This is a genomic window from Burkholderia puraquae (assembly GCF_002099195.1).
Taxonomy (GTDB): domain Bacteria; phylum Pseudomonadota; class Gammaproteobacteria; order Burkholderiales; family Burkholderiaceae; genus Burkholderia; species Burkholderia puraquae.
The window spans coordinates 479,130-498,306 of the sequence record NZ_NBYX01000003.1; the positions used below are offsets into that span (position 1 = coordinate 479,130).

Sequence of the window (19,177 nt, forward strand, 5' to 3'; positions counted from 1 at the left end):
TCATCCCTGCTGAACGCGCTGCGCACGCGCGGCCAGACGCGGCCGCGTGCGCTCGAGCGGGCCGAGCCGGCCGAGCAGGCCGTCCGCCACGCCGAACAGGATGCCGGCCAGCTTCGCGCGCTTGTCACGCTCGACGAGCGCGATCTGCACGACCTGCCACACGGTCAGCAGGTTCGGCACGATCGCCACCGGAAAGCGCAGCCCGTACTGCATCCCGAGCTGCACCGCATTGCGCGCGCTGTAGTAGCGCCGTTGCCACGAGTGATTCATCGACGTCATTTCAAAAGGGCCGATCGCGTGCCGCTGCTTCGCCCCGATCCGGTGCGGCAGCACCAGCGACGGCACGACATAGAGCGGCACGTTGCGCGACAGCGCGCGGAAGCTGTATTCGGTATCGACGTGATCGATGAACAGCGTCTCGTCGAAGCGGCCGAGCACGTCGAACGCGTCGCGCGACACGACGCAGCCCGACGAGATCAGGAACGCGCAGCGCTGCAGCGATGCGCCCGGCTCGATCCGCAGGCGGCGCAGCCCGATCCCGTTGGTCGACAGTTCGGGCAGGAAGCTGCGCGCGTTCTCGTCGAAGATGCGCGGGCCGGCCAGGAATGCGCGCCCCGCGAGCCCCGCGCAGACATCGCGCATCGCGGGGAAATATGCAGCCGGCACCGACGAATCCTGGTCGAACAGCGCAACCGCGTCGATGCTGTCGCGAAACAGCGCCGCGAGCCCCGCGTTGTATGCGCCCGCGATCCCGCCGCGATTGCCGTGATGCAGCAGCGCGATGCCTTCGCGCGCGCACAGCTCGCGGGCTCGCGCGTCGGGCTGCGGCGTGTTGTCGACGACGAGCAGTGCGTCGCACGCATGCCGCCATGCGCCGAGCGCGTCGAGCTGCGCATCGCTCGGGTGATACAGGATCACGAGTGCGCCGAGTGTCGTCATGTTCCTCTCCTCAATGCCCGAACGACGCCGCCGCGCCGCGCTTCGGCCGCGTCAGCCACATCATCGCCGCGAGTGCGAGACACGTCATGCTCGCCATCCAGAACATGTCGTTGGTCGCCATCATGTATGCCTGCTGCATCACGACCTGGTGCAGCGTCGTCAGCTCGCGCACGCCGTCCACGCCCATCCCGTTCAGCGTGTGCACGAAGCGCTGCGTATTCGCCGACGCGTGCGTGACGGATTGCGACACGACGTCGTAGTGATAGGTCGCGCGGTTGTCCCACAGCGTCACGCTCATCGCAGTGCCGAACGCGGCCGACAACGTGCGCAGGAAGTTCGACAGGCTCGACGCAGCGGCGAGCCGGTCGTCCGGAATGCGCGACAGCGTCGCGGCGGTCAGCGGAATGAAGAAGCACGGCAGCCCGATCCCCTGGATCAGCCCCGGCGCCGCGATCTGCGCGAACGTCATCTTCAGCGTGAAATGCGCATCCCACGCGAGCACGGCCGCGAACACGAGGAAGCCGAAGGTCGCGAGCACGCGCGCGTCGAAACGATGCGCATGCAGCCCGACGAGGATCGAGAACACCAGCGCGAGCACGCCGAGCGACGCCGTGGCGAGCCCCGCGTGAAACGCGTTGTAGCCCATCACGGCCTGCATCCATAGCGGAAACACGACCCCGACCACCGAGAAGCTCATCATCCCGAGCGAGATGATCAGCACGCAGAACGAGAACGTGCGATCGCGGAACAGGCTGAGATCGACAACGGGATGCGCCTCGCCTGCCTCCCAGATCAGCAGCGACACGATCGCGAGCCCCGCGACCACCGCCAGCGTGACGATCAGCGGCGAGCCGAACCAGCCGCGATCGTGGCCGAGATCGAGCATCGCCTGCAGCGAGCCGACGCCGATCACGAGCAGCACGATGCCCGGCACGTCGATCGGGCCGGCCGCGCCGCGTTGCGCGTCGGGGCGCAGCATCGCGGTACAGACCGCGAACGAGAACAGCCCGATCGGCAGGTTGATCAGGAAGATCCACGGCCACGAGAAGTTGTCGACGATCCAGCCGCCGACCACCGGCCCGAAGATCGGCGCGAGCAGCACCGTCATCGCCCACAGCGCAAGCGCGATCGTGCGTTTGTCGGGCGGGAACGTGCGCAGCAGGATCGTCTGCGACAGCGGCACCATCGGTCCCGAGCACAGCCCCTGCAGCGCGCGGCAGACCACGAGCACATGCAGGTCGCGCGCGAGCCCGCACAGCAGCGACGTCAGCGTGAACAGCAGCACCGCGCCGACGAACAGCCGCAACTCGCCGACGCGGCGCGCGAGCCAGCCCGTCAGCGGCACTGCGATCGCGGCCGCGACCGAATACGAGCTGATCACCCACGTGCCCTGGCTATTCGATACGCCGAGACTGCCGGAGATCGCCGGCACCGCGACGTTCGTCACGGTCGAATCGAGCACCTCGATGAAGGTCGCGAGCGACAGCGCGAACGTCAGCAGCGCGAGCCGGATACCGCGCACCGGCCGCGCGGCCGGCGCAGGGGCCGGCAGGTCGAACGCGGGCGGCGCGACGGGCCCGTCGTGAAGCGGCGATGCGGTGCTCATGCGCCGGCCACCGCAGCTTCGGGCCGCGCGGCTGCCCGCCCGCGCGCCGGCGCGAACCGTTCGATGAAATCGGCGGCGGCTTCGCAGCCGTCCCGCTCGGCCGCAAGCAGCGCGCGTGTACGCGCCGCATGCGTTGCAAACGCGGGGTCGCCCAGCACGCGCGCGAGCGCCGCGCCGAGGCGCGCGCCGTCGATCGGGCCGTCGACGCGCACGCCGCAACCGCTCACGGCGACCCGCTGCGCGTTGTCGAACTGGTCGTGCGCGAACGGCGTGACGACCTGCGCGATCCCGGCTTCGAACGCGAGCGCCGCCGTGCCGATCCCGCCGTGATGCACGAGCGCGCGGCAGCGCGGCAGCAGCGTGCGCATCGGCACGAAGCGGCGCACCAGCAAACGGTCGCCGTCCGGCGCCGCATCGTGCGGCGTCAGCAGGATCCCGCGCGCGCCGGTCGCGCGCAGCGCGTCCGCCACCGCGCGCGCATAGGCCGCGTGATCGACGCGTGTCGAACCGGCCGTGAACACGACCGGGGGTTCACCGGCCGCGAGATACGCATCGAGTGCCACATCTTCGTCGGGTGTCGCAATATCGTTGAACAGCGGGAAACCGCTTTGCAGATGATTCGACGGCCAGTCCGGTTGCGGCGGCGCGAACCAGCCGGGAAACAGGCACAGCACGCCGTCGGTCGAATGCAGCCAGCGGCCCAGCACGCGCCGCGCGGGCGCGAGCCCGAGTTCGCGGCGTACCGCATTGAGCGCGGGGCCGCAGGTGCGATCGAGCACCTGGCGCTCGATCAGCGTCATCAGCGCCGCCTTCACGGGCAGCGGCCAGCGCGCAGGAATCGTCAGGCGCGGATGCGTCGGCGGCACATGCGCGGACAGCAGCGTCGACGGCGACACCTGCACCGATACGTACGGCGTGCCGTGCAGTTCCTGCATGAAGCGCGCGGAGAACGCCCACAGCGTGCCGACGAGCACCGTATCGCCGTCGGCCAGCGCGCGCAGCGCGTCGTAATGCGGGCGCAGCGTCGGCGCGATCACCTGCCACAGCGTGCGAAACGACGTGCGCGAATCCCACAGCGCGGGGTTCGCCATCGCGGCCTCGTATTCGGCCGCGGTGCCGATCGGCACGAACGCGAACCCGCAACGGCGCACGGCCGCCTCGAACGGTGCGTGCGTGCAGAACACGACGTCGTGACCGCGCGCCGCGAGCGTGCGCGCGACGCCGAGCAACGGATGCACGTCGCCCGCCGAGCCGATCGCCGTCACGATCATCTTCGCCATCGCGCGCCTCGCGGGGTTCAGTAGAAGCCGGGAATCAGCGCCGCGACCTCGCGGCGGTACTGCGTGTACGCCGGCCCGAAATACCCGGTCAGCCAGCTCTCCTCGACACGCACCTTGTACGCGAGCGACGCGAACACGAGCAGCACGCCGATCGCGCCGCGCCATTCGCCGCCGATCAGCGCGGCGCCGACGAGCGCAATCAGGCAACCCGTATAGATCGGATGACGCACGAGCGCGTACGGCCCGGTGCGGACGAGTTCATGGTCTTCCTTCAGCGTGACCGACACGCTCCAGTTCGTGCCGAGGTGCAGCCGCGCCCACACCGAGAACAGCAGGCCGGCAACCAGCACCGCGAACCCGCACTGCGCCTGCAGGCCGAAGCGCTGCCAGTCGGGCACGAGCGCTTGCCACGACGGATCGGGCAGGATGATCAGCGCGCCGCCGACGATCAGCGGAATCGACTGCAGCGTGCGCGAGCGCGACGCTTCCTTGCGCACGGTCGTCTTCGCGCCTTGCGAAGTGGCGATCCAGTAGGCGAGCCACGCGGCCCACGGAACGACGATGGCGATGGTCTGAACGATATTCACGGCTGGCCTGCCTCGTTGGGATGGGAATTCGGGGGCGCCGTGCGTACCGGACGCACGGCGTGCGGCGTCACGACGACAGCGCGTGCATCGGTGCGGGCACGCACGCCTGGGCGGCGGCATGCGCGATGCCGGCGGCGAGCGACGACCCGCCGCAGAAAAAGTCGAGCAGCGCCGCACGCGTGTATTCGCGCTGCGCGCGGCCTTCGATGTCGAGAAAGTGGCCGGCATCCGGCACCGTCGCGAACCGCGCGCGCGGCACGTGCGCGCCGAGCTGGCGCACGTCGGCGGGCGTCGTGTATTCGTCGCGCTCGCCGTTCAGGAACAGCAGCTCGCAGCCGATGTTCGAGAACTCGCTGAAGTAGCGCTCGGGCTGCAGCGACAGGATCTGGTCGACGTGGAACGCGACCTGGTCCTGCTCGTCGCGCGGCAGGCGCGTGAGATAGCGGTAGTTGTACAGCTTCATGATGCGCGGCAGGTAGCGGCCGACGGTGTCGTTCAGCAGCTGCGCGGCCTTCAGGTTCTCGCCGGCCGCGATGTGGTCGCGGGCGCGCGTCACGTAGTCGACCATCGCATCGTTCAGGAACGGCGAGAACGAGCAGATCGCCGCGCGCCGCACGCTCGGGCAGCCGCGCGCGAGCGCGAACAGCGACGCAACGCCGCCCCACGACACCGACACGAGGTACGCCGGCGCGAAGCGCTCGACCAGGTGCTGCAGAATCGCGGCTTCGTCGTCCTTCGTCAGGATGTAGCAGCCCGGGTTGTGCTGGCGCGACTGCCCCGCATACGGCAGGTCGAAGCAGATCGTGTTCATCCGCTCGCCGAGATACTGGACGGTCTGCCCGAACGACGCGGTCGTTGCGAGCGCGCCGTTGACGAGCATCGCCGTGTCGAACGTCGGGTCGAACACGTTCCGTTCGACGTAGACCTTCAGACCATTCGGTAGCGGGACCACGTGTTTTTCGGTCGGCATCGTCGTTCTCCGGTGGATGCGGCGTCTCGACGTCGCGGCATGCTGCAGGTGCGCAATGACTGCGCCGGTTTTCGCGCGCAACCCGAATTGCGCGATTGGCCAATGCACCGCGGCAATACCGGCGGCATCGATTCATTCCTCGTAGTGCGGCGCCATACTAATACGGACAATATTACTGACTCAAGTCATTCCAACGATACCCTCTACTCTGTTAGGAAATGTGGCAGTTTCAAATTATTCGCGCATTTTTTATGGTAAGCGGAATGCTTTCGAGGGCGACCGCAATCGTTTGCGCGGCACCAGCCGACCCCCATTTTATTGAAACATATTCGTTTTAAATCAAATACTTAATCCGTTTAATTCGCTCATTTCAAACGGATTTTCGTGAATGAATCATGACGTCGATTCGCAGGCCGGCCTCCATGTTTCATCGAATATCACATAGCTCAATAATCTTTCATTCCGTAATCGCTTCGGTACCTGAAACGATTAACCGGATTGATCGCCCACTTCAGAAAGCGTTTTAAACAAACTCCAGCTTTTTTAATCATCTTTCAATCATTTTTCCGCACCTGCACAACGCACGATCGGGTGCCGCGCTCGCCTGCCGGGCACCACCGTCACCGTCAGACCCCAATTTTTTTGTTGATTGAACGATCAATAAAAAACCGCTAAGCTCTCGACTTCCATGGACGGCCCGTCCGGGCGAAGGGAGTCACGATGCCGAAAGTCGGAATGCGGGAGATTCGCCGCGCACAGTTGATCGATGCCACGCTGCGTTCGATCGACGAAGCGGGCCTGCCCGGCACGACGCTCGCATCGGTCGCGCAACGCGCGAAGATCTCGACCGGCATCGTCAGCCACTACTTCGGCGACAAGGACGGCCTGCTCGAAGCCACGATGCGGCACGTGCTGCGCGATCTGTGGGCGGCCACCACGCAACGTCGCGTCGCCGCACGCAAGGATCCGCGTTCGCGGCTGCGCGCGGTCGTGGCCGCGAACTTCGACGACACGCAGGTCAGCGCACCCGTGATGAAGACGTGGCTCGCGTTCTGGTCGCAGAGCATGCACGACCCGATGCTCAAGCGCCTGCAGCACGTCAACACGCGGCGCCTCCATTCGAACCTGTGCGCCGAATTCGCGAAGGCCTTGCCGCGCACGCAAGCGCGCGAAGCCGCCAGCGGCCTCGCCGCGCTGATCGACGGCCTGTGGCTGCGCGGCGCACTCGCCGGCGGCCCGATCGACACCCGGGCTGCATTGAAGCTCGCCCACGATTACATCGACCTGCTGCTCGCGTCCGACTGACGCGTCACGCAGTCGCCCTCAAGGAGATCCTCATGTCCGTATTCGGTTTGCAGCGCCTCTACATCGGCGGCGGTTACGTCGACGCCACGAGCGGCAAGACTTTCGACACCTTCGATCCCGCCACCGGCGAACTGCTCGCCCAGGTGCAGCAGGCGAGCGCGGCCGACGTCGACCGCGCGGTTGCGTCCGCCCGGGAAGGCCAGCGCGAATGGGCCGCGATGACCGCGATGCAGCGCTCGCGCATCCTGCGCCGCGCGGTCGACCTGCTGCGCGAGCGCAACGACGAGCTCGCGGCGCTGGAAACGCGCGACACGGGCAAGCCGATCGCCGAGACGCTCGCGGTCGACATCGTCACCGGCGCGGACGTGATCGAGTACTACGCGGGCCTCGCAACCGCGGTCGAAGGGCTGCAGGTGCCGCTGCGCGCCGAATCGTTCGTCTACACGCGCCGCGAACCGCTCGGCGTGTGCGCGGGCATCGGCGCCTGGAACTACCCGATCCAGATCGCGTGCTGGAAGACGGCGCCCGCGCTCGCGGCCGGCAACGCGATGGTGTTCAAGCCGAGCGAAGTCACGCCGCTCACCGCGCTGAAGCTCGCGGAAATCTACACGGAAGCCGGCGTGCCGGCCGGCGTGTTCAACGTCGTGCAGGGCGACGGCTCGGTCGGCGCGCTGCTGACGGGCCACCCGGACATCGCGAAGGTGTCGTTCACGGGCGGCGTCGAGACCGGCAAGAAGGTGATGTCGCTGGCGGGCGCCTCGTCGCTGAAGGAAGTGACGATGGAACTCGGCGGCAAGTCGCCGCTGATCGTGTTCGACGATGCGGACCTCGACCGCGCGGCCGATATCGCGGTGACCGCCAACTTCTTCAGCTCGGGCCAGGTCTGCACGAACGGCACGCGCGTGTTCGTGCACCGCTCGATCAAGGACGCGTTCACGCAGCGCGTGCTCGAACGCGTGAAGCGCATTCGCGTCGGCAAGCCGACCGATGCCGATACCAACTTCGGCCCGCTCGTGTCGGCCGCACAGCTCGACAAGGTGCTCGGCTTCATCGAAAGCGGCAAGGCCGAAGGCGCGAAGCTGCTCGCGGGCGGCACGCGCCTGGCCGACGGCCACTTCGGCAGCGGCCAGTACGTCGCGCCGACCGTATTCGGCGACTGCCGCGACGACATGAAGATCGTCCGCGAAGAAATTTTCGGGCCGGTAATGAGCATCCTCGATTTCGAATCGGAGGACGAAGTGATTGCCCGCGCGAACGACACGCACTACGGCCTGGCAGCCGGCGTCGTGACCGAGAACCTGTCGCGCGCGCACCGCACGATCCATCGCCTCGAAGCCGGTATCTGCTGGATCAACACGTGGGGCGAATCGCCGGCCGAGATGCCGGTTGGCGGATACAAGCAATCCGGTGTCGGACGCGAGAACGGCATCACGACGCTCGAGCACTACACTCGAATCAAGTCGGTGCAGGTCGAGCTCGGCCGCTACAACCCGGTGTTTTAAGAATCACGAAAGGAGATTGACCGTCATGACGACACGCGAATACGACTACATCATCTGCGGCGCCGGTTCCGCGGGCAACGTGCTCGCAACGCGCCTGACGGAAGATCCGGACGTGACGGTGCTGCTGCTCGAAGCGGGCGGCCCCGACTACCGCTTCGACTTCCGCACGCAGATGCCGGCCGCCCTCGCCTATCCGCTGCAGGGCCGCCGCTACAACTGGGCCTACGAGACCGACCCCGAGCCGCACATGGACAACCGCCGGATGGAATGCGGCCGCGGCAAGGGGCTCGGCGGCTCGTCGCTGATCAACGGCATGTGCTACATCCGCGGCAACGCGCTCGACTACGACAACTGGTCGACGCACAAGGGCCTCGAGAACTGGACGTATCTCGATTGCCTGCCGTACTTCAAGAAAGCCGAGACGCGCGACGTCGGCCCGAACGATTATCACGGCGGCAACGGCCCCGTGTCGGTCACGACCAGCAAGCCGGGCGTGAACCCGCTGTTCGAGGCGATGGTCGACGCGGGCGTGCAGGCCGGCTATCCGCGCACCGACGACCTGAACGGCTATCAGCAGGAAGGTTTCGGCCCGATGGATCGCACCGTCACGCCGAAGGGCCGCCGCGCCAGCACCGCGCGCGGCTACCTCGACCAGGCGAAGGTGCGGCCGAACCTCGAGATCGTCACGCACGCGCTCGCCGATCGCATCCTGTTCGACGGCAAGCGCGCATCGGGCGTCACGTACCTGCGCGGCAGCGAACGCGCGACCGCGCATGCGCGCCGCGAGGTGCTCGTGTGCAGCGGCGCGATCGCGTCGCCGCAACTGCTGCAGCGCTCGGGCGTCGGCCCCGGCGCGTGGCTGAAGGAACTCGACATTCCGGTCGTGCTCGACCTGCCCGGCGTCGGCCAGAACCTGCAGGACCACCTGGAGATGTACATCCAGTACGAGTGCAAGGAGCCGGTATCGCTGTACCCGGCACTCAAGTGGTGGAACCAGCCGAAGATCGGCCTCGAATGGATGCTGAACGGCACCGGCCTCGGCGCAAGCAACCACTTCGAGGCGGGCGGTTTCATCCGCACGCGCGACGACGATCTGTGGCCGAACATCCAGTATCACTTCCTGCCGGTGGCGATCAACTACAACGGCTCGAACGCGATCGAGATGCACGGCTTCCAGGCGCACGTCGGCTCGATGCGCTCGCCGAGCCGCGGCTGCGTGAAGCTGCGCTCGCGCGACCCGAACCAGCACCCGAGCATCCTGTTCAACTACATGGCCGAAGCGCTCGACTGGCGCGAGTTCCGCGATGCGATCCGCGCGACGCGCGAGATCATGCGACAGCCCGCGCTCGACCGCTATCGCGGCCGCGAGCTGAACCCGGGCGCCGACTGCAAGAGCGACAAGGAACTCGACACGTTCGTGCGGGCCCGCGCGGAGACCGCGTTCCATCCGTCGTGCTCGTGCAAGATGGGTTACGACGACATGGCCGTGGTCGACGAAGAAGGCCGTGTGCACGGGCTGGAAGGGCTGCGTGTCGTCGATGCGTCGATCATGCCGATCATCACGACCGGCAACCTCAATGCGCCGACGATCATGATCGCCGAGAAGATCGCGGACAAGATTCGCGGGCGCAAGCCGCTTGCGCGCGTGGATGTGCCTTACTTCGTCGCGAATGGGGCGATGGCGCGCAATATCGCGAAGGCTGTGCGGCAGCCGGAGACGGTCTGACGACATCGGGCGCACTGCCCGATCTTCGATGGTGTCCTGACGAAACGCCGCCGACCGTGAGGGTCGGCGGCGTTTTTGCATGCGTTCGTCAGCCGCTGTTCACTTCTCGCTTCAACCGCTCGACGTCGACGTGTTGCAGGTAGTTCGTGATGTTCCGCCAGACCGGATGGAACCCGTAGCCGCCGTGCTGCAGCTCGTCGAGCGCCTGCTCGCGCGTCCAGCCCTGGTACACCATCCGGTACAGCGCCGACACGAGGCCCGTGCGATCGGCACCGTGCTGGCAGTGGATCAGCACCGGGCCGTCCTGGTCGGCCGTGCGCAGCGCCTTCAGCGCGGTGACCATGTCTTCGTCGCGGATGTCCCACGTGTTGATCCGGATGCGCTGCATCTTGATCTGCGTGCCGGCCAGGATGCTGTCGTCCGCGTGAAACGAACGGAAGCTGATGACCTTGCGGATGCCGAGCTTCTGCAGCTCCGGCACGTCCGTGCGCGACAGCTGGGCGCTGCGGTACAGCGTCGGCGTGATGCGATGCAGGTTGTTCACATGCGCATCGGTCACGCTCTGCGCCCATTTGATCGACCGGGCCGACACCCCGGAGGCCGGCACTTCGGAGGCCGGGTCCGCGTGGGCCGGCTGCACGAACGCGGCAAGCGTGACGGCGAGCGAGGCAATGAAGGCGATTTTCATGGTGGTTCAATAGAATGCGCGCTTGCGCTCGCGGGAAAGCATGAACAGCACGATCGCGGCGGCGCTCATCGTCCAGTAGTCGGTCGGGGCGATGCCGAGCCAGTGGATATGCCACGGCACGTTGGCCGGATTGAAGCGGGCCAGCCCGTAAGCCGGATTCAGCACGAACCACAGGAAGTCCTCGGTGAGCCAGAACACCATGATGCACGCGATGATGCGAGCTTCGATGCGCCACGACCACCGTCCGTTGAACACGGCCGGCAGGTGAAAGAACAGCGCGACGAACGGGAACACCCATGCGTGGTAGCCCGTCATCGGCCGCCCGCCCCAGAAGATATCGAGCAGCCAGTGATGCTCGATGCGCCACGTCGGCAGGTTGGCCGCCCAGCCCGCGCTGCCTTCGATCTGGATCTCCACGTTCGCGAAGAAGTACGCGAGCAACATCACCCACCCGACGACGAACACCGTATGACGCGTCGGCACAAAGCGCGCGACGCTCATGCGGCGGGCTCCAGGCCCAGCACGCGATCGAGCACGAAGCGGCCGGCGAGCGGCCGCCCGAGCGGCGCGAGACGGCGCCGCATGTCGGCGAGACGCGCCGGCGTCTGCAGCAACGCGCGGATCCGGTAGACGAGCGCATCGTCGTCGATCGCCTTCAGCGCGACGCCCTGTTCGAGCAGGAAATCCGCATTGCGCTCTTCCTGGCCCGGAATCGGCGAGTTGACGATCATCGGCAATTGCATCGCAAGACATTCGGACGTCGTCAGGCCGCCCGGCTTCGTGATCACGAGGTCGGCGCAGGCCATCAGCCGTTCGACCTGCTGCGTGAAGCCCTGCGGAAACAGCCGGCCCGGATGCTGCGCGGCCAGTTCCTGCAACGACGCCAGCATCGCCTTGTTCTTGCCGGCCAGCGCGATCAGCTGGAAGTCGGCATCCATCTCCAGCAGGCGTGCGGCCAGCACGTCGAGCCCGCCGAGGCCCGCGCCACCGGACATCATCAGGAAGGTCGGGCGCGCGGGATCGAGGCCGAATTCGGCCGCGCAGGCCGCGCGATCGAGCGGCTGGCCGAACGCCGGCATGATCGGGATGCCGCTGACGTGCACCGTCTCGGGCGCCATGCCGCGCGCATGCATGCGCCATGCGATCTCGTCGTTGGCCGCGAAATAGCCGCGCATGTTCGGCACGACCCACATGCTGTGCAGGTCGAAATCGGTGACCTGCACCCACACCGGCGTGTCGACGCGCCCCTTGCGGATCTCGCGCGACAGCAGTTCGGCCGGCAGGAAGTGCGTGCAGATGATCGCGTCCGGGCGCTGCCGTTCGATCTCCGCGAGCAGCGGACGGCAATTGAGCCGCTCGATCGCGCGCCGGATCTTCTGCGACGGCGCGGCCGGATCGACTTCGTCGGTCTTCTGGTACAGGTAGCCCCACAGCGCCGGCTGGCTGCTGACGAGCTTGATGTAGAGATCGGTGTACAGCTTGCGGAAGCCGGTGGACACGAAATCCATCACGTCCAGGTGGGTGGCTTCGATACCGGCGGGATGGTGGTCGGCGAACGCGCGGATCGCTTCGGCCGCGCGGGTATGGCCGGCGCCGGCGCTGACGCTCAGGAGGAGGATCTTCTTGTTTTGCTTTGACATCTGACTGACCGTTTCGATGAAGGTGGCCCGGAGGCGGATTCGCGGCTGCGCTCTCACGCGGCGGCTGTTTGCGTCCGGCTTACAACAAGCTTGGCAGATCTTCGGCGGTGCGGGCGGGCGGTTACAGCGAAGCGATCGCCGGCATCGTCTGCGGAATCATACTGCGTTCGGTCGATGGTGCCGGGATCGGGGGGTGACGCGCAGGCGGGCGGGAGGAAAGGAAGGCGTGGCGGGCGGTCAGCATGGACGCCACCGGCATGACGGCTCGGTGCCTCGTCGCTCGACACCCGCTCGCACGTGCGAACGGGGCCCGGCATTTCGCTGCGAGCCAGTGTGCTCGCGCGCAGATCGTTTGGCGTCGCTTTTTGTCGATTCCGCACACGCGGTGCGTCAACGGGACTTGTGCCCGTGTTCGCCGAATCCGGGCGTTACAACGTCCCGCTTCCGCACCCGCTTCCCGCGGACGATCGGGTTCCATCGCGACGTCAGGCTCATTGCGCCTTGCAGGCGTTCGAACGCGGCGTCCTCCTTGGGCCCGAAGCGGCTGACCGCCGGCCACGCGAGCACGTGATCGAGCCACGCGTGCCACTCGTCACCCTGAAAGCGGCCACCGATTTCCCGCACGGCATCGGGTGCGGCGATTACGATGCCCGCCAGCAGGTAGTAAGCCCAGAAGCTGCCCGCGCCGACGAGTTGATCGAGCCTGCACACGGATAGCGCCGCGAGCAGCCCGTCCACCGACGCGAGATCGGCACGATGCGTGCGGATCGCCCGCGCAACGAGGTTGTGCTGGCCGCCATACGCGGCAACGGAAGTCCCATTGCCGGCGGCGAGTACGGCCGAGAACGTCACGAGCGCCGCCATCTCGTCGATGCGCGATGCATCGTCGCGTGGCCCGCACGCGCGCAGCACGATCGCATCGATGACGGCGCCAGGCATGGCCGACGTTTCTCCATTCGCCGCCGCGACGACGGCCAGCCTCTCTCTCAGGTTCTTCGCAGGCGGCGCGTCGTCCTGCGCGTCCTTTTCATGGGCGGTGCGTTCGCCGGCATCGTCCCCGCTGCGTTCGACACCGCCGGCAATCCGCTCGAGCGCGGCCCAGCCGACATCGGGGTCGTCGAATGCGCATGCATCGATCACGCCGTACGCGGCGTCGAACACGGCACGTGACCCTGCGCAGCTGCGCTCGGCTTCGGCGAGTTGCTGCATCGAAGGCACATGCGAGCACGCGCCGCGCGGGTCGGTCAGGTCGCATGCGCAGGCGCCGCCGTCCGATGCGATCCACGGCGCGAGCCGGTGAAGAATCGCTGTCGCTTCTCGGGACAGGTTCGCGCCAGCTCGCATGCGCATCGCGTGCGACGCGATGGCCGTCGTGCCGGCGGCGTCACCCGCCTCCGCTGCGCAAGCGGCAGCGTCGAGCCGTTCGATCAGGTACTGCAGCCACGCGGCCGTGCGCAGCCGGTCAGGCGTCGCGCCGCGGGCATCTCCATACTTGGCTGGATCGGTAAGCATGGGTCTTCCGGGATAGTTCTGGCCGATTGGAATAGGGGTCATTCGGTCGGATCGGATGGCGCGGTACGCCGTGCCGACCCGCAAGACCGCGCGCGTCGGATCGCGACACGTGTGGTCAGCTCGCCATCACGCCGTTACGCGCGACGACAGGGATACATCGAGAAAGCAGATGCCCGCCCTACGTGCCGCACCGTCCTGATGCGCAACGGGCGACGCGCTTCGATCCGCAACGCTTACTGCACGTGGAGCTTCGGTGACGCGATGAACGTACCGGCCAACCGGCAGTCCGGTGTCCATTCTGCATTGCTGAACGTCAGCGACGAATTCGAATCATTCCAGGCCGCCACGAGCCTGCTCGGACCGCAAGGGCCGAGCAGCGTGAAGTTCGCCTGCGCATTGTCGATCGAGAGCTGTGTCGCGCTGTCCACCTGCCCCGTCCACGGCGAGGCGCTGCTCGCCGTACCGCTGACCAGCGGGCACCAGTTTCCCCCGTTGAATTGCGTCGACGTGATATTGATGACACCCGCCGGCGTGATCGTTCCGTTGAACGTCACGGCGCAGTTGGTGTTGATCGCCTTCTTGCCGAGCGTTGTCATCCCCGTCGCGGAAAACGGCTCGCCGTTCGGGTTCATCGGCTGACCGTCCGTGCGCGAAACGGTCACTGCGAATGCGGGCGCGGCCGAAACCGCGGTGAATGCCACTGCCGCAACAAGCGATGCGATTTGACGAATTTTCATCAGTACGGCCCTCTCTCTTGATATATGGCGGCCTTCCGCGAGAAATGCGACCGCTCTGCCAGACGAATCCGGCCGCCGCGCCGATACACGCGACGGCACGGACCCATCGAAGCTGCGGAAACCCGCCGCACATGCTGCACGGCCCTCGTGCGCGACGGGCATCCTGCTTCGATCGGCGATCGCTTACTGCACGTGGAACTTCGGCGACGTGTTGACCGTGCCGCTGACCGTGCAGTCCGGCGTCAGCACCGCGTTGTTGAACGTCAGCGACGAGTTCGGATCGCTCCACGTCGTCACGACCTTGCTCGGCCCGCAGGCGCCGAGCAGCGAAACGGTCACCTTCGCGTTGTTGATCGACAGTTGCGTCGTACTGTCGGCCTGGCCCGTCCACGGCGCCGCGCTCGTCGCGCTACCGCTGATCAGACCGCACGTCGCAGCGCCCGTGAACGTCGTCGACGTGATGTTGACGATGCCTGTCGAGGAAATCGTGCCGTTGAACGTTGCGTTGCAGGTCGCGTTGATCCCCCCCTTGGCCAGGACCGTGAGACCCGTCGCGGAGAACGGCTCCCCGTTCGGATTCATGGCTTGACCGTCGGCGCGCGAAACGGTCACGGCAAAAGCAGGCGCGGCCGAAACCGCGGTGAAAGCCACTGCAGCAACAAGCGAGACGATTTTGCGAATGCTCATTTGAACTGCCCCCTCTCTTCACAAATGGCGGCATGCCGCCAGGAACGCGACCTCCCGGCCGGAAGGATCCGGCCAGCCGGTCGCAGGAAGCCGCCGGTGCACGTCATGCGCACCGGACGGCTCAGAACTTGTAGGAAATCCCGACGAACGTGATCAGCGGATCGGCCTTCAGCCGCGTGCGCGTCGTGGCGAGCGTCGAACCGTCGGCCGCCCTGATCACGAGCGACGAGTAGGTCTTCAGCGGCATGTAGGTCAGCGTTGCCGTCAACCCCCAGTGCTTGTCGATCGCATAGCTCGCGCCAACGTTGTAGACCGGCGTGAACGACGACGACGCCTTGCCCTCCACCGACGTCGGCCCCGGCTTGCCGGCGCCGGCCGCGAGCACGCTGCCGAGGTTCTCGTTGATGTCCTTCGCGAAGTTGCCGTTCAGCTCGATGTTGCTGAACCAGCTATAGGCCACGCCGATCCCGACGAACGGGCGGAACCGCGCCGTCGGCGAGTTGAAGTAGTACTGCAGAATGACCGTCGGGCTCCACTGCCGCGCGTTCTTCACCGCCGGCTGGTTGGCCGGATTGTCCATGTTGACGCTGCCGAGCGCGCCTGACGGGCCCGGCGGCCGGATCGTGCCGTGCCCGGTCAGCGTGAACTCGGGCGGCACGCCGAGCACCGACGTCACCGCGATGTGGTCGGTGAAGAAGTGCGTGAGCGTGAGGCCGACGGTATCGGCGTTGTTGACCGTCAGGCTCGTGCCCGGCGACGTGAACGACCCGGGCAGGCGCAGCGGCCCGTTGATCGGCATGCCGGCAAGATTCGTCGTCAGCCCGTTGGTCGAATCCTGCGGCATGATGTGCAGCCAGCCCAGCGTCGCGACGTTGTCGCCCGCCTGCTGGGCCGATGCGAGCGTCGACACGCCTGCGACGACACCCGCGACAATCAGCTTCTTCATGAAGTCTCCCCTCATTCTGTCCGGGCGCCGCGCATCTGCGCGCGGCGCCACCGTGTCTCCATCCAGGCGTGCGTCACTGCACGAATGCACCGACCGTGAAGTACGGGTTGCTCGTATCGTTCATGTCGAGGAACCCGAATACGCCGCCGGTGAACACGAACTTGCCGGTCGCCGGCCCCGACGCCGCATCCGCGTGCACGGTCGTGACGACACCGGGCACCTTCTGCGTGTAGTCGAGATTCAGCGCGCGTGTGAGCGCAGCCTGCGACGCATTGAACGGATCGAGCAGCGTGGCCTGCGCGCCGACGAGCGCGGTCGCGCGATAGTTGAACGCGCTGTCGACACCCGTGTACTCGCCGTTCTGCGAACCCGGCGCGATCGCCGTCTGCGGGCTCAGGAACGAGATGCCCGATTCGTCGTCCGCGCTCGGCGGGCCTTGCGTGAGGTCCGCGTTCGCGGCGCCGGTGCGGATGAAGATCGGCACGAGCTGGTTGCGCAGCTTGCCGACGATCAGGATCCCCTTGCCGGCCTTCGCCGGATCGACCGCGGCGAGCGTCGGCGGAATCTGCGGCAGGTAGTTGAGCGACTGGAACGCCGGCGCATCGGGCCGCAGCGTGAACGGCTGGTTCACCGTCGCGCTCGACGCGAGCGGCTGCCCGCCGTTCTTCTTGCCGAAGTTGTCGGTCTCGACGTAGCTGCCGTCCGCGTTGATCGTCACCTGCTGGTCGAGCGCCACCGGCTGGAAGCTCTGCGACGGCACCTGGTGATAGCCGAGCTGGTTGTATTTGCCGGCAATCTTCGTCAGGTCGGTTTCCTGCGACGAGAAGCTGATGAACGGGTAGTACGGGAACGTCGTCTGCGGAATCTTGCCGACGCCGATCACGCCGTTGAACTGGATCGTCGCGCCGGGAATCGCGCCGCCCAGCACGCCTTCGCCGAGGAACAGCCGCGCGGGCCGGTTCGGGTCGAGGCTCGCGTTCTGCATCCGGAACGTGCACTGGTTCAGCTTCACCGTCGGCAGCCCCGTTTCGTCGGCCAGCGTGCCGTCGACCACGTTGGCCGGCGCCGTGTCGCGGGTCGGCTGCACGGTGCCCGTGGCGGTCGGCACCGGCGACGCGAGATACGTCATCCGGTACGTCATCTTCGTCGTGTCGAGCTGCACCTTCACGAGCTCGCCCGACCCCGACCCGCCGATGAACACCGTGTTGTAGTCGATCGTCTGCGGGCACAGCCGGACCACCGGTGCGGGCGGCGGGTCGCCGTCGCCGCCACATGCGGCCAGCACCGGCGCGAGCGACGCCGCGGCCATCCATTGCTTCAAATTCATAGGAATCCTCTTGAAATTTGTTTCGCCGGCGGCGACGCATGCGCCGCCGGTGTTACGTGTTCAATGCGTGATTACTGGACGAACGCGCCGACCGTGAAGAACGGGTTGACCTGGCTGTTGTTGACGACCATCGCGTAGACGTTGCCGGCCGTCACGAGCCAGCCCGTATCGCCCTTCTTGAAGATCGCCACGTTGCCGCTCGCGCCCTTCGCGTTGAAGTTCTGCGAGGCCGTGACCTTGATCTTGCCGGGGATGGCCTGCGTGTAGTCGAGCCCGAACTGCGACGTGACCGACGACGTCTGCGGATCGATGAACGCCGCGGTGGCTCCCTGGAACAGGGTCGACGTATAGTTCGCGGCCATCGTCGAGACGGCAGTACCGTCGTTGCAACTGCCGGCCTGTGCCAGGAAGAAGGTGCCGTCGAAGGTGCCCGGCAGATCCGGATGCGGGATGTTGTTGTTGAAGCTCGGTCCGGACGTCGCGATCGCGAACGTGGCAGTGCTGGGCGCCACGATACCGCACGCTGAAGCGCTCGTTGCGCCGATGAAGCCCCCCTTCAGCGAATTGGCTCCGACGGCGGCGGCCCGCGACAGCATCGAGATCCCCACCTCGGCATCCGCGACCGATGCCAGAAGGTTGCTCGGGTCGATATGCGTGTAGCCCACGCGAATCACGACCGGCACCAGCACGCCGTTCAGCTTGCCGACGATCATGATGCCCTTCGCCTGGCTGGGTGCGGCAATCACGATCGCCGACCCCTGCCCTGCGAGCGGATACACGGGCGTGCCGGCCGCGTTCGCCACGGCGTTGCTCACGAACACGTTGTCGGCCGAACCGTCCGCGTTCTTGCGCAACGCCCACGGCGTTCCGGTGGTCTGGCACGAGTAGTCGCTGCCTGCCGTGATGGTGCACGAGCCGTCGGCATTGAACGTCTGGTTCCAGTTGACGACATCCGGTTGCCAGCCCACGGCCCCCGTGCTGCTCTGTGCGCTTCCGCCGACCGGCGACAGGTGGATCCCGAGTTCGTTGTAGTTGCCCGCAACTTTCGTGAAGTCCGTCTCGGTGTTGGTGAAGCCGATGAACGGATAGAAATCGAAGGTGCGCGACGGTACGACGCCGAGCACGATGCCCGGGAACGGCTCGAGACCGGCGAACGCAATCGTCGCCCCCGGAATCCCGCCACCCACCACGCCATTGCCGACGAACAGCATCGGCGGATCCGCACGGTTGATCGTCACCGAATACGCGCCGTCGCTCGTCGCGCCGCTGTCGAGCACGAACGCGCAGCGGTTCTGCTCGGCGGTCGGGAGATTGGCCGGATGATGGAACGCGCCGCTGATCGTCAGACCCGCGCGGGTATTGTTGACCTGCCCTGCCGACGTCGGCACCGACGATTCGAGGAACTGCATCTGATAGGTGAGCTTCGTCGTATCGAACTTCACCTTCACGTACTCGCCGCTACCTGCGCCACCCGTATACGTCGTCGTGTAATCGAGCGCGTCCGGGCACAGCTTCGTCACGACGGGCGGCGTCGTTTCGGCACCGCTCGGCCCGCATGCGCTGCCCGAACACTGCGGCACGTTGATCGGCCCCGGATCGTCACCGCCGCCGCAACCGGCAACGAACGGCAGCACCAGTACCGCGCACGACAGGATCGCCTTCCGCCATTCAGGAATGCAAATCATCAACCCCTCCTTTTCAGGTACGACAAGTCTCGTCCGGACA

At 66.6% G+C, this 19,177-nt stretch carries 17 protein-coding genes; 3 read left to right on the forward strand and 14 right to left on the reverse strand.

All coding sequences use genetic code 11. From position 1 onward, the window contains the following. The 5 genes from B7G54_RS09110 to B7G54_RS09130 all read right to left on the reverse strand — a co-directional run bounded on the left by B7G54_RS09110 (position 1) and on the right by B7G54_RS09130 (position 5,382). Positions 1–939 (reverse strand): glycosyltransferase family 2 protein, encoded by a 939-nt coding sequence (locus B7G54_RS09110; protein ID WP_085038781.1) that lies wholly within the window; start codon positions 937–939, stop codon positions 1–3. Positions 940–949: 10 nt separating this feature from the next. Beyond that, complete coding sequence (locus B7G54_RS09115) at positions 950–2,545, reverse strand: DHA2 family efflux MFS transporter permease subunit (RefSeq protein WP_085038782.1); 1,596 nt, start codon at positions 2,543–2,545, stop codon at positions 950–952. Then, entirely contained in the window at positions 2,542–3,825 is a 1,284-nt protein-coding gene (locus B7G54_RS09120; RefSeq protein ID WP_085038783.1) for a glycosyltransferase, read from the reverse strand. The genes B7G54_RS09115 and B7G54_RS09120 overlap by 4 nt, the downstream gene beginning before the upstream one ends. 17 nt (positions 3,826–3,842) lie before the next feature. After that, positions 3,843–4,412, reverse strand: a complete 570-nt coding sequence (locus tag B7G54_RS09125; protein WP_085038784.1) for a methyltransferase family protein — start codon at positions 4,410–4,412, stop codon at positions 3,843–3,845. A gap of 67 nt (positions 4,413–4,479) precedes the next feature. Then, complete coding sequence (locus tag B7G54_RS09130; RefSeq protein ID WP_085038785.1) at positions 4,480–5,382, reverse strand: alpha/beta fold hydrolase; 903 nt, start codon at positions 5,380–5,382, stop codon at positions 4,480–4,482. Between the two features lie 720 nt (positions 5,383–6,102). Here B7G54_RS09130 and betI point away from each other — a divergent pair. Genes betI through betA form a run of 3 tightly spaced genes read left to right on the forward strand, consistent with a single transcriptional unit; the run spans position 6,103 to position 9,915 of the window. Continuing rightward, positions 6,103–6,687: a transcriptional regulator BetI gene (betI, locus tag B7G54_RS09135; protein WP_085038786.1), complete on the forward strand. Its 585-nt coding sequence runs from the start codon at positions 6,103–6,105 to the stop codon at positions 6,685–6,687. Between the two features lie 32 nt (positions 6,688–6,719). Beyond that, on the forward strand, positions 6,720–8,189 hold the full coding sequence (gene betB, locus B7G54_RS09140) for a betaine-aldehyde dehydrogenase (RefSeq protein ID WP_085038787.1): 1,470 nt from the start codon (positions 6,720–6,722) through the stop codon (positions 8,187–8,189). A gap of 25 nt (positions 8,190–8,214) precedes the next feature. Next, positions 8,215–9,915 carry a choline dehydrogenase gene (betA, locus tag B7G54_RS09145; protein ID WP_085038788.1) on the forward strand — a complete coding sequence of 567 codons (1,701 nt, stop codon included), beginning with the start codon at positions 8,215–8,217 and terminating at the stop codon, positions 9,913–9,915. A gap of 88 nt (positions 9,916–10,003) precedes the next feature. Here the strand turns inward: betA and B7G54_RS09150 are convergent, their stop codons facing one another. From B7G54_RS09150 to B7G54_RS09190, 9 genes are all read right to left on the reverse strand, one after another. Beyond that, on the reverse strand, positions 10,004–10,603 hold the full coding sequence (locus B7G54_RS09150; RefSeq protein WP_085038789.1) for a dual specificity protein phosphatase family protein: 600 nt from the start codon (positions 10,601–10,603) through the stop codon (positions 10,004–10,006). Positions 10,604–10,609: 6 nt separating this feature from the next. Further along, positions 10,610–11,104: a hypothetical protein gene (locus B7G54_RS09155; RefSeq protein WP_085038790.1), complete on the reverse strand. Its 495-nt coding sequence runs from the start codon at positions 11,102–11,104 to the stop codon at positions 10,610–10,612. Further along, a complete protein-coding gene (locus B7G54_RS09160; protein WP_085038791.1) occupies positions 11,101–12,243 on the reverse strand; it encodes an MGDG synthase family glycosyltransferase in 1,143 nt (380 codons plus the stop codon). The genes B7G54_RS09155 and B7G54_RS09160 overlap by 4 nt, the downstream gene beginning before the upstream one ends. A 390-nt stretch (positions 12,244–12,633) precedes the next feature. After that, positions 12,634–13,755 (reverse strand): hypothetical protein, encoded by a 1,122-nt coding sequence (locus B7G54_RS09165; RefSeq protein ID WP_085038792.1) that lies wholly within the window; start codon positions 13,753–13,755, stop codon positions 12,634–12,636. A 233-nt stretch (positions 13,756–13,988) separates the two neighbouring features. After that, positions 13,989–14,492 carry an activator protein gene (locus B7G54_RS09170; protein WP_085038793.1) on the reverse strand — a complete coding sequence of 168 codons (504 nt, stop codon included), beginning with the start codon at positions 14,490–14,492 and terminating at the stop codon, positions 13,989–13,991. A 183-nt stretch (positions 14,493–14,675) separates the two neighbouring features. Next, a complete protein-coding gene (locus B7G54_RS09175; RefSeq protein ID WP_085038794.1) occupies positions 14,676–15,179 on the reverse strand; it encodes an activator protein in 504 nt (167 codons plus the stop codon). A 121-nt stretch (positions 15,180–15,300) separates the two neighbouring features. Continuing rightward, a complete protein-coding gene (locus tag B7G54_RS09180) occupies positions 15,301–16,125 on the reverse strand; it encodes an OmpW/AlkL family protein (protein WP_085038795.1) in 825 nt (274 codons plus the stop codon). A 73-nt stretch (positions 16,126–16,198) separates the two neighbouring features. Further along, a complete protein-coding gene (locus B7G54_RS09185) occupies positions 16,199–17,452 on the reverse strand; it encodes a DUF2957 domain-containing protein (RefSeq protein ID WP_085038796.1) in 1,254 nt (417 codons plus the stop codon). Positions 17,453–17,523: 71 nt separating this feature from the next. Continuing rightward, on the reverse strand, positions 17,524–19,137 hold the full coding sequence (locus B7G54_RS09190; RefSeq protein WP_085038797.1) for a DUF2957 domain-containing protein: 1,614 nt from the start codon (positions 19,135–19,137) through the stop codon (positions 17,524–17,526). Positions 19,138–19,177: the final 40 nt, after the last annotated feature.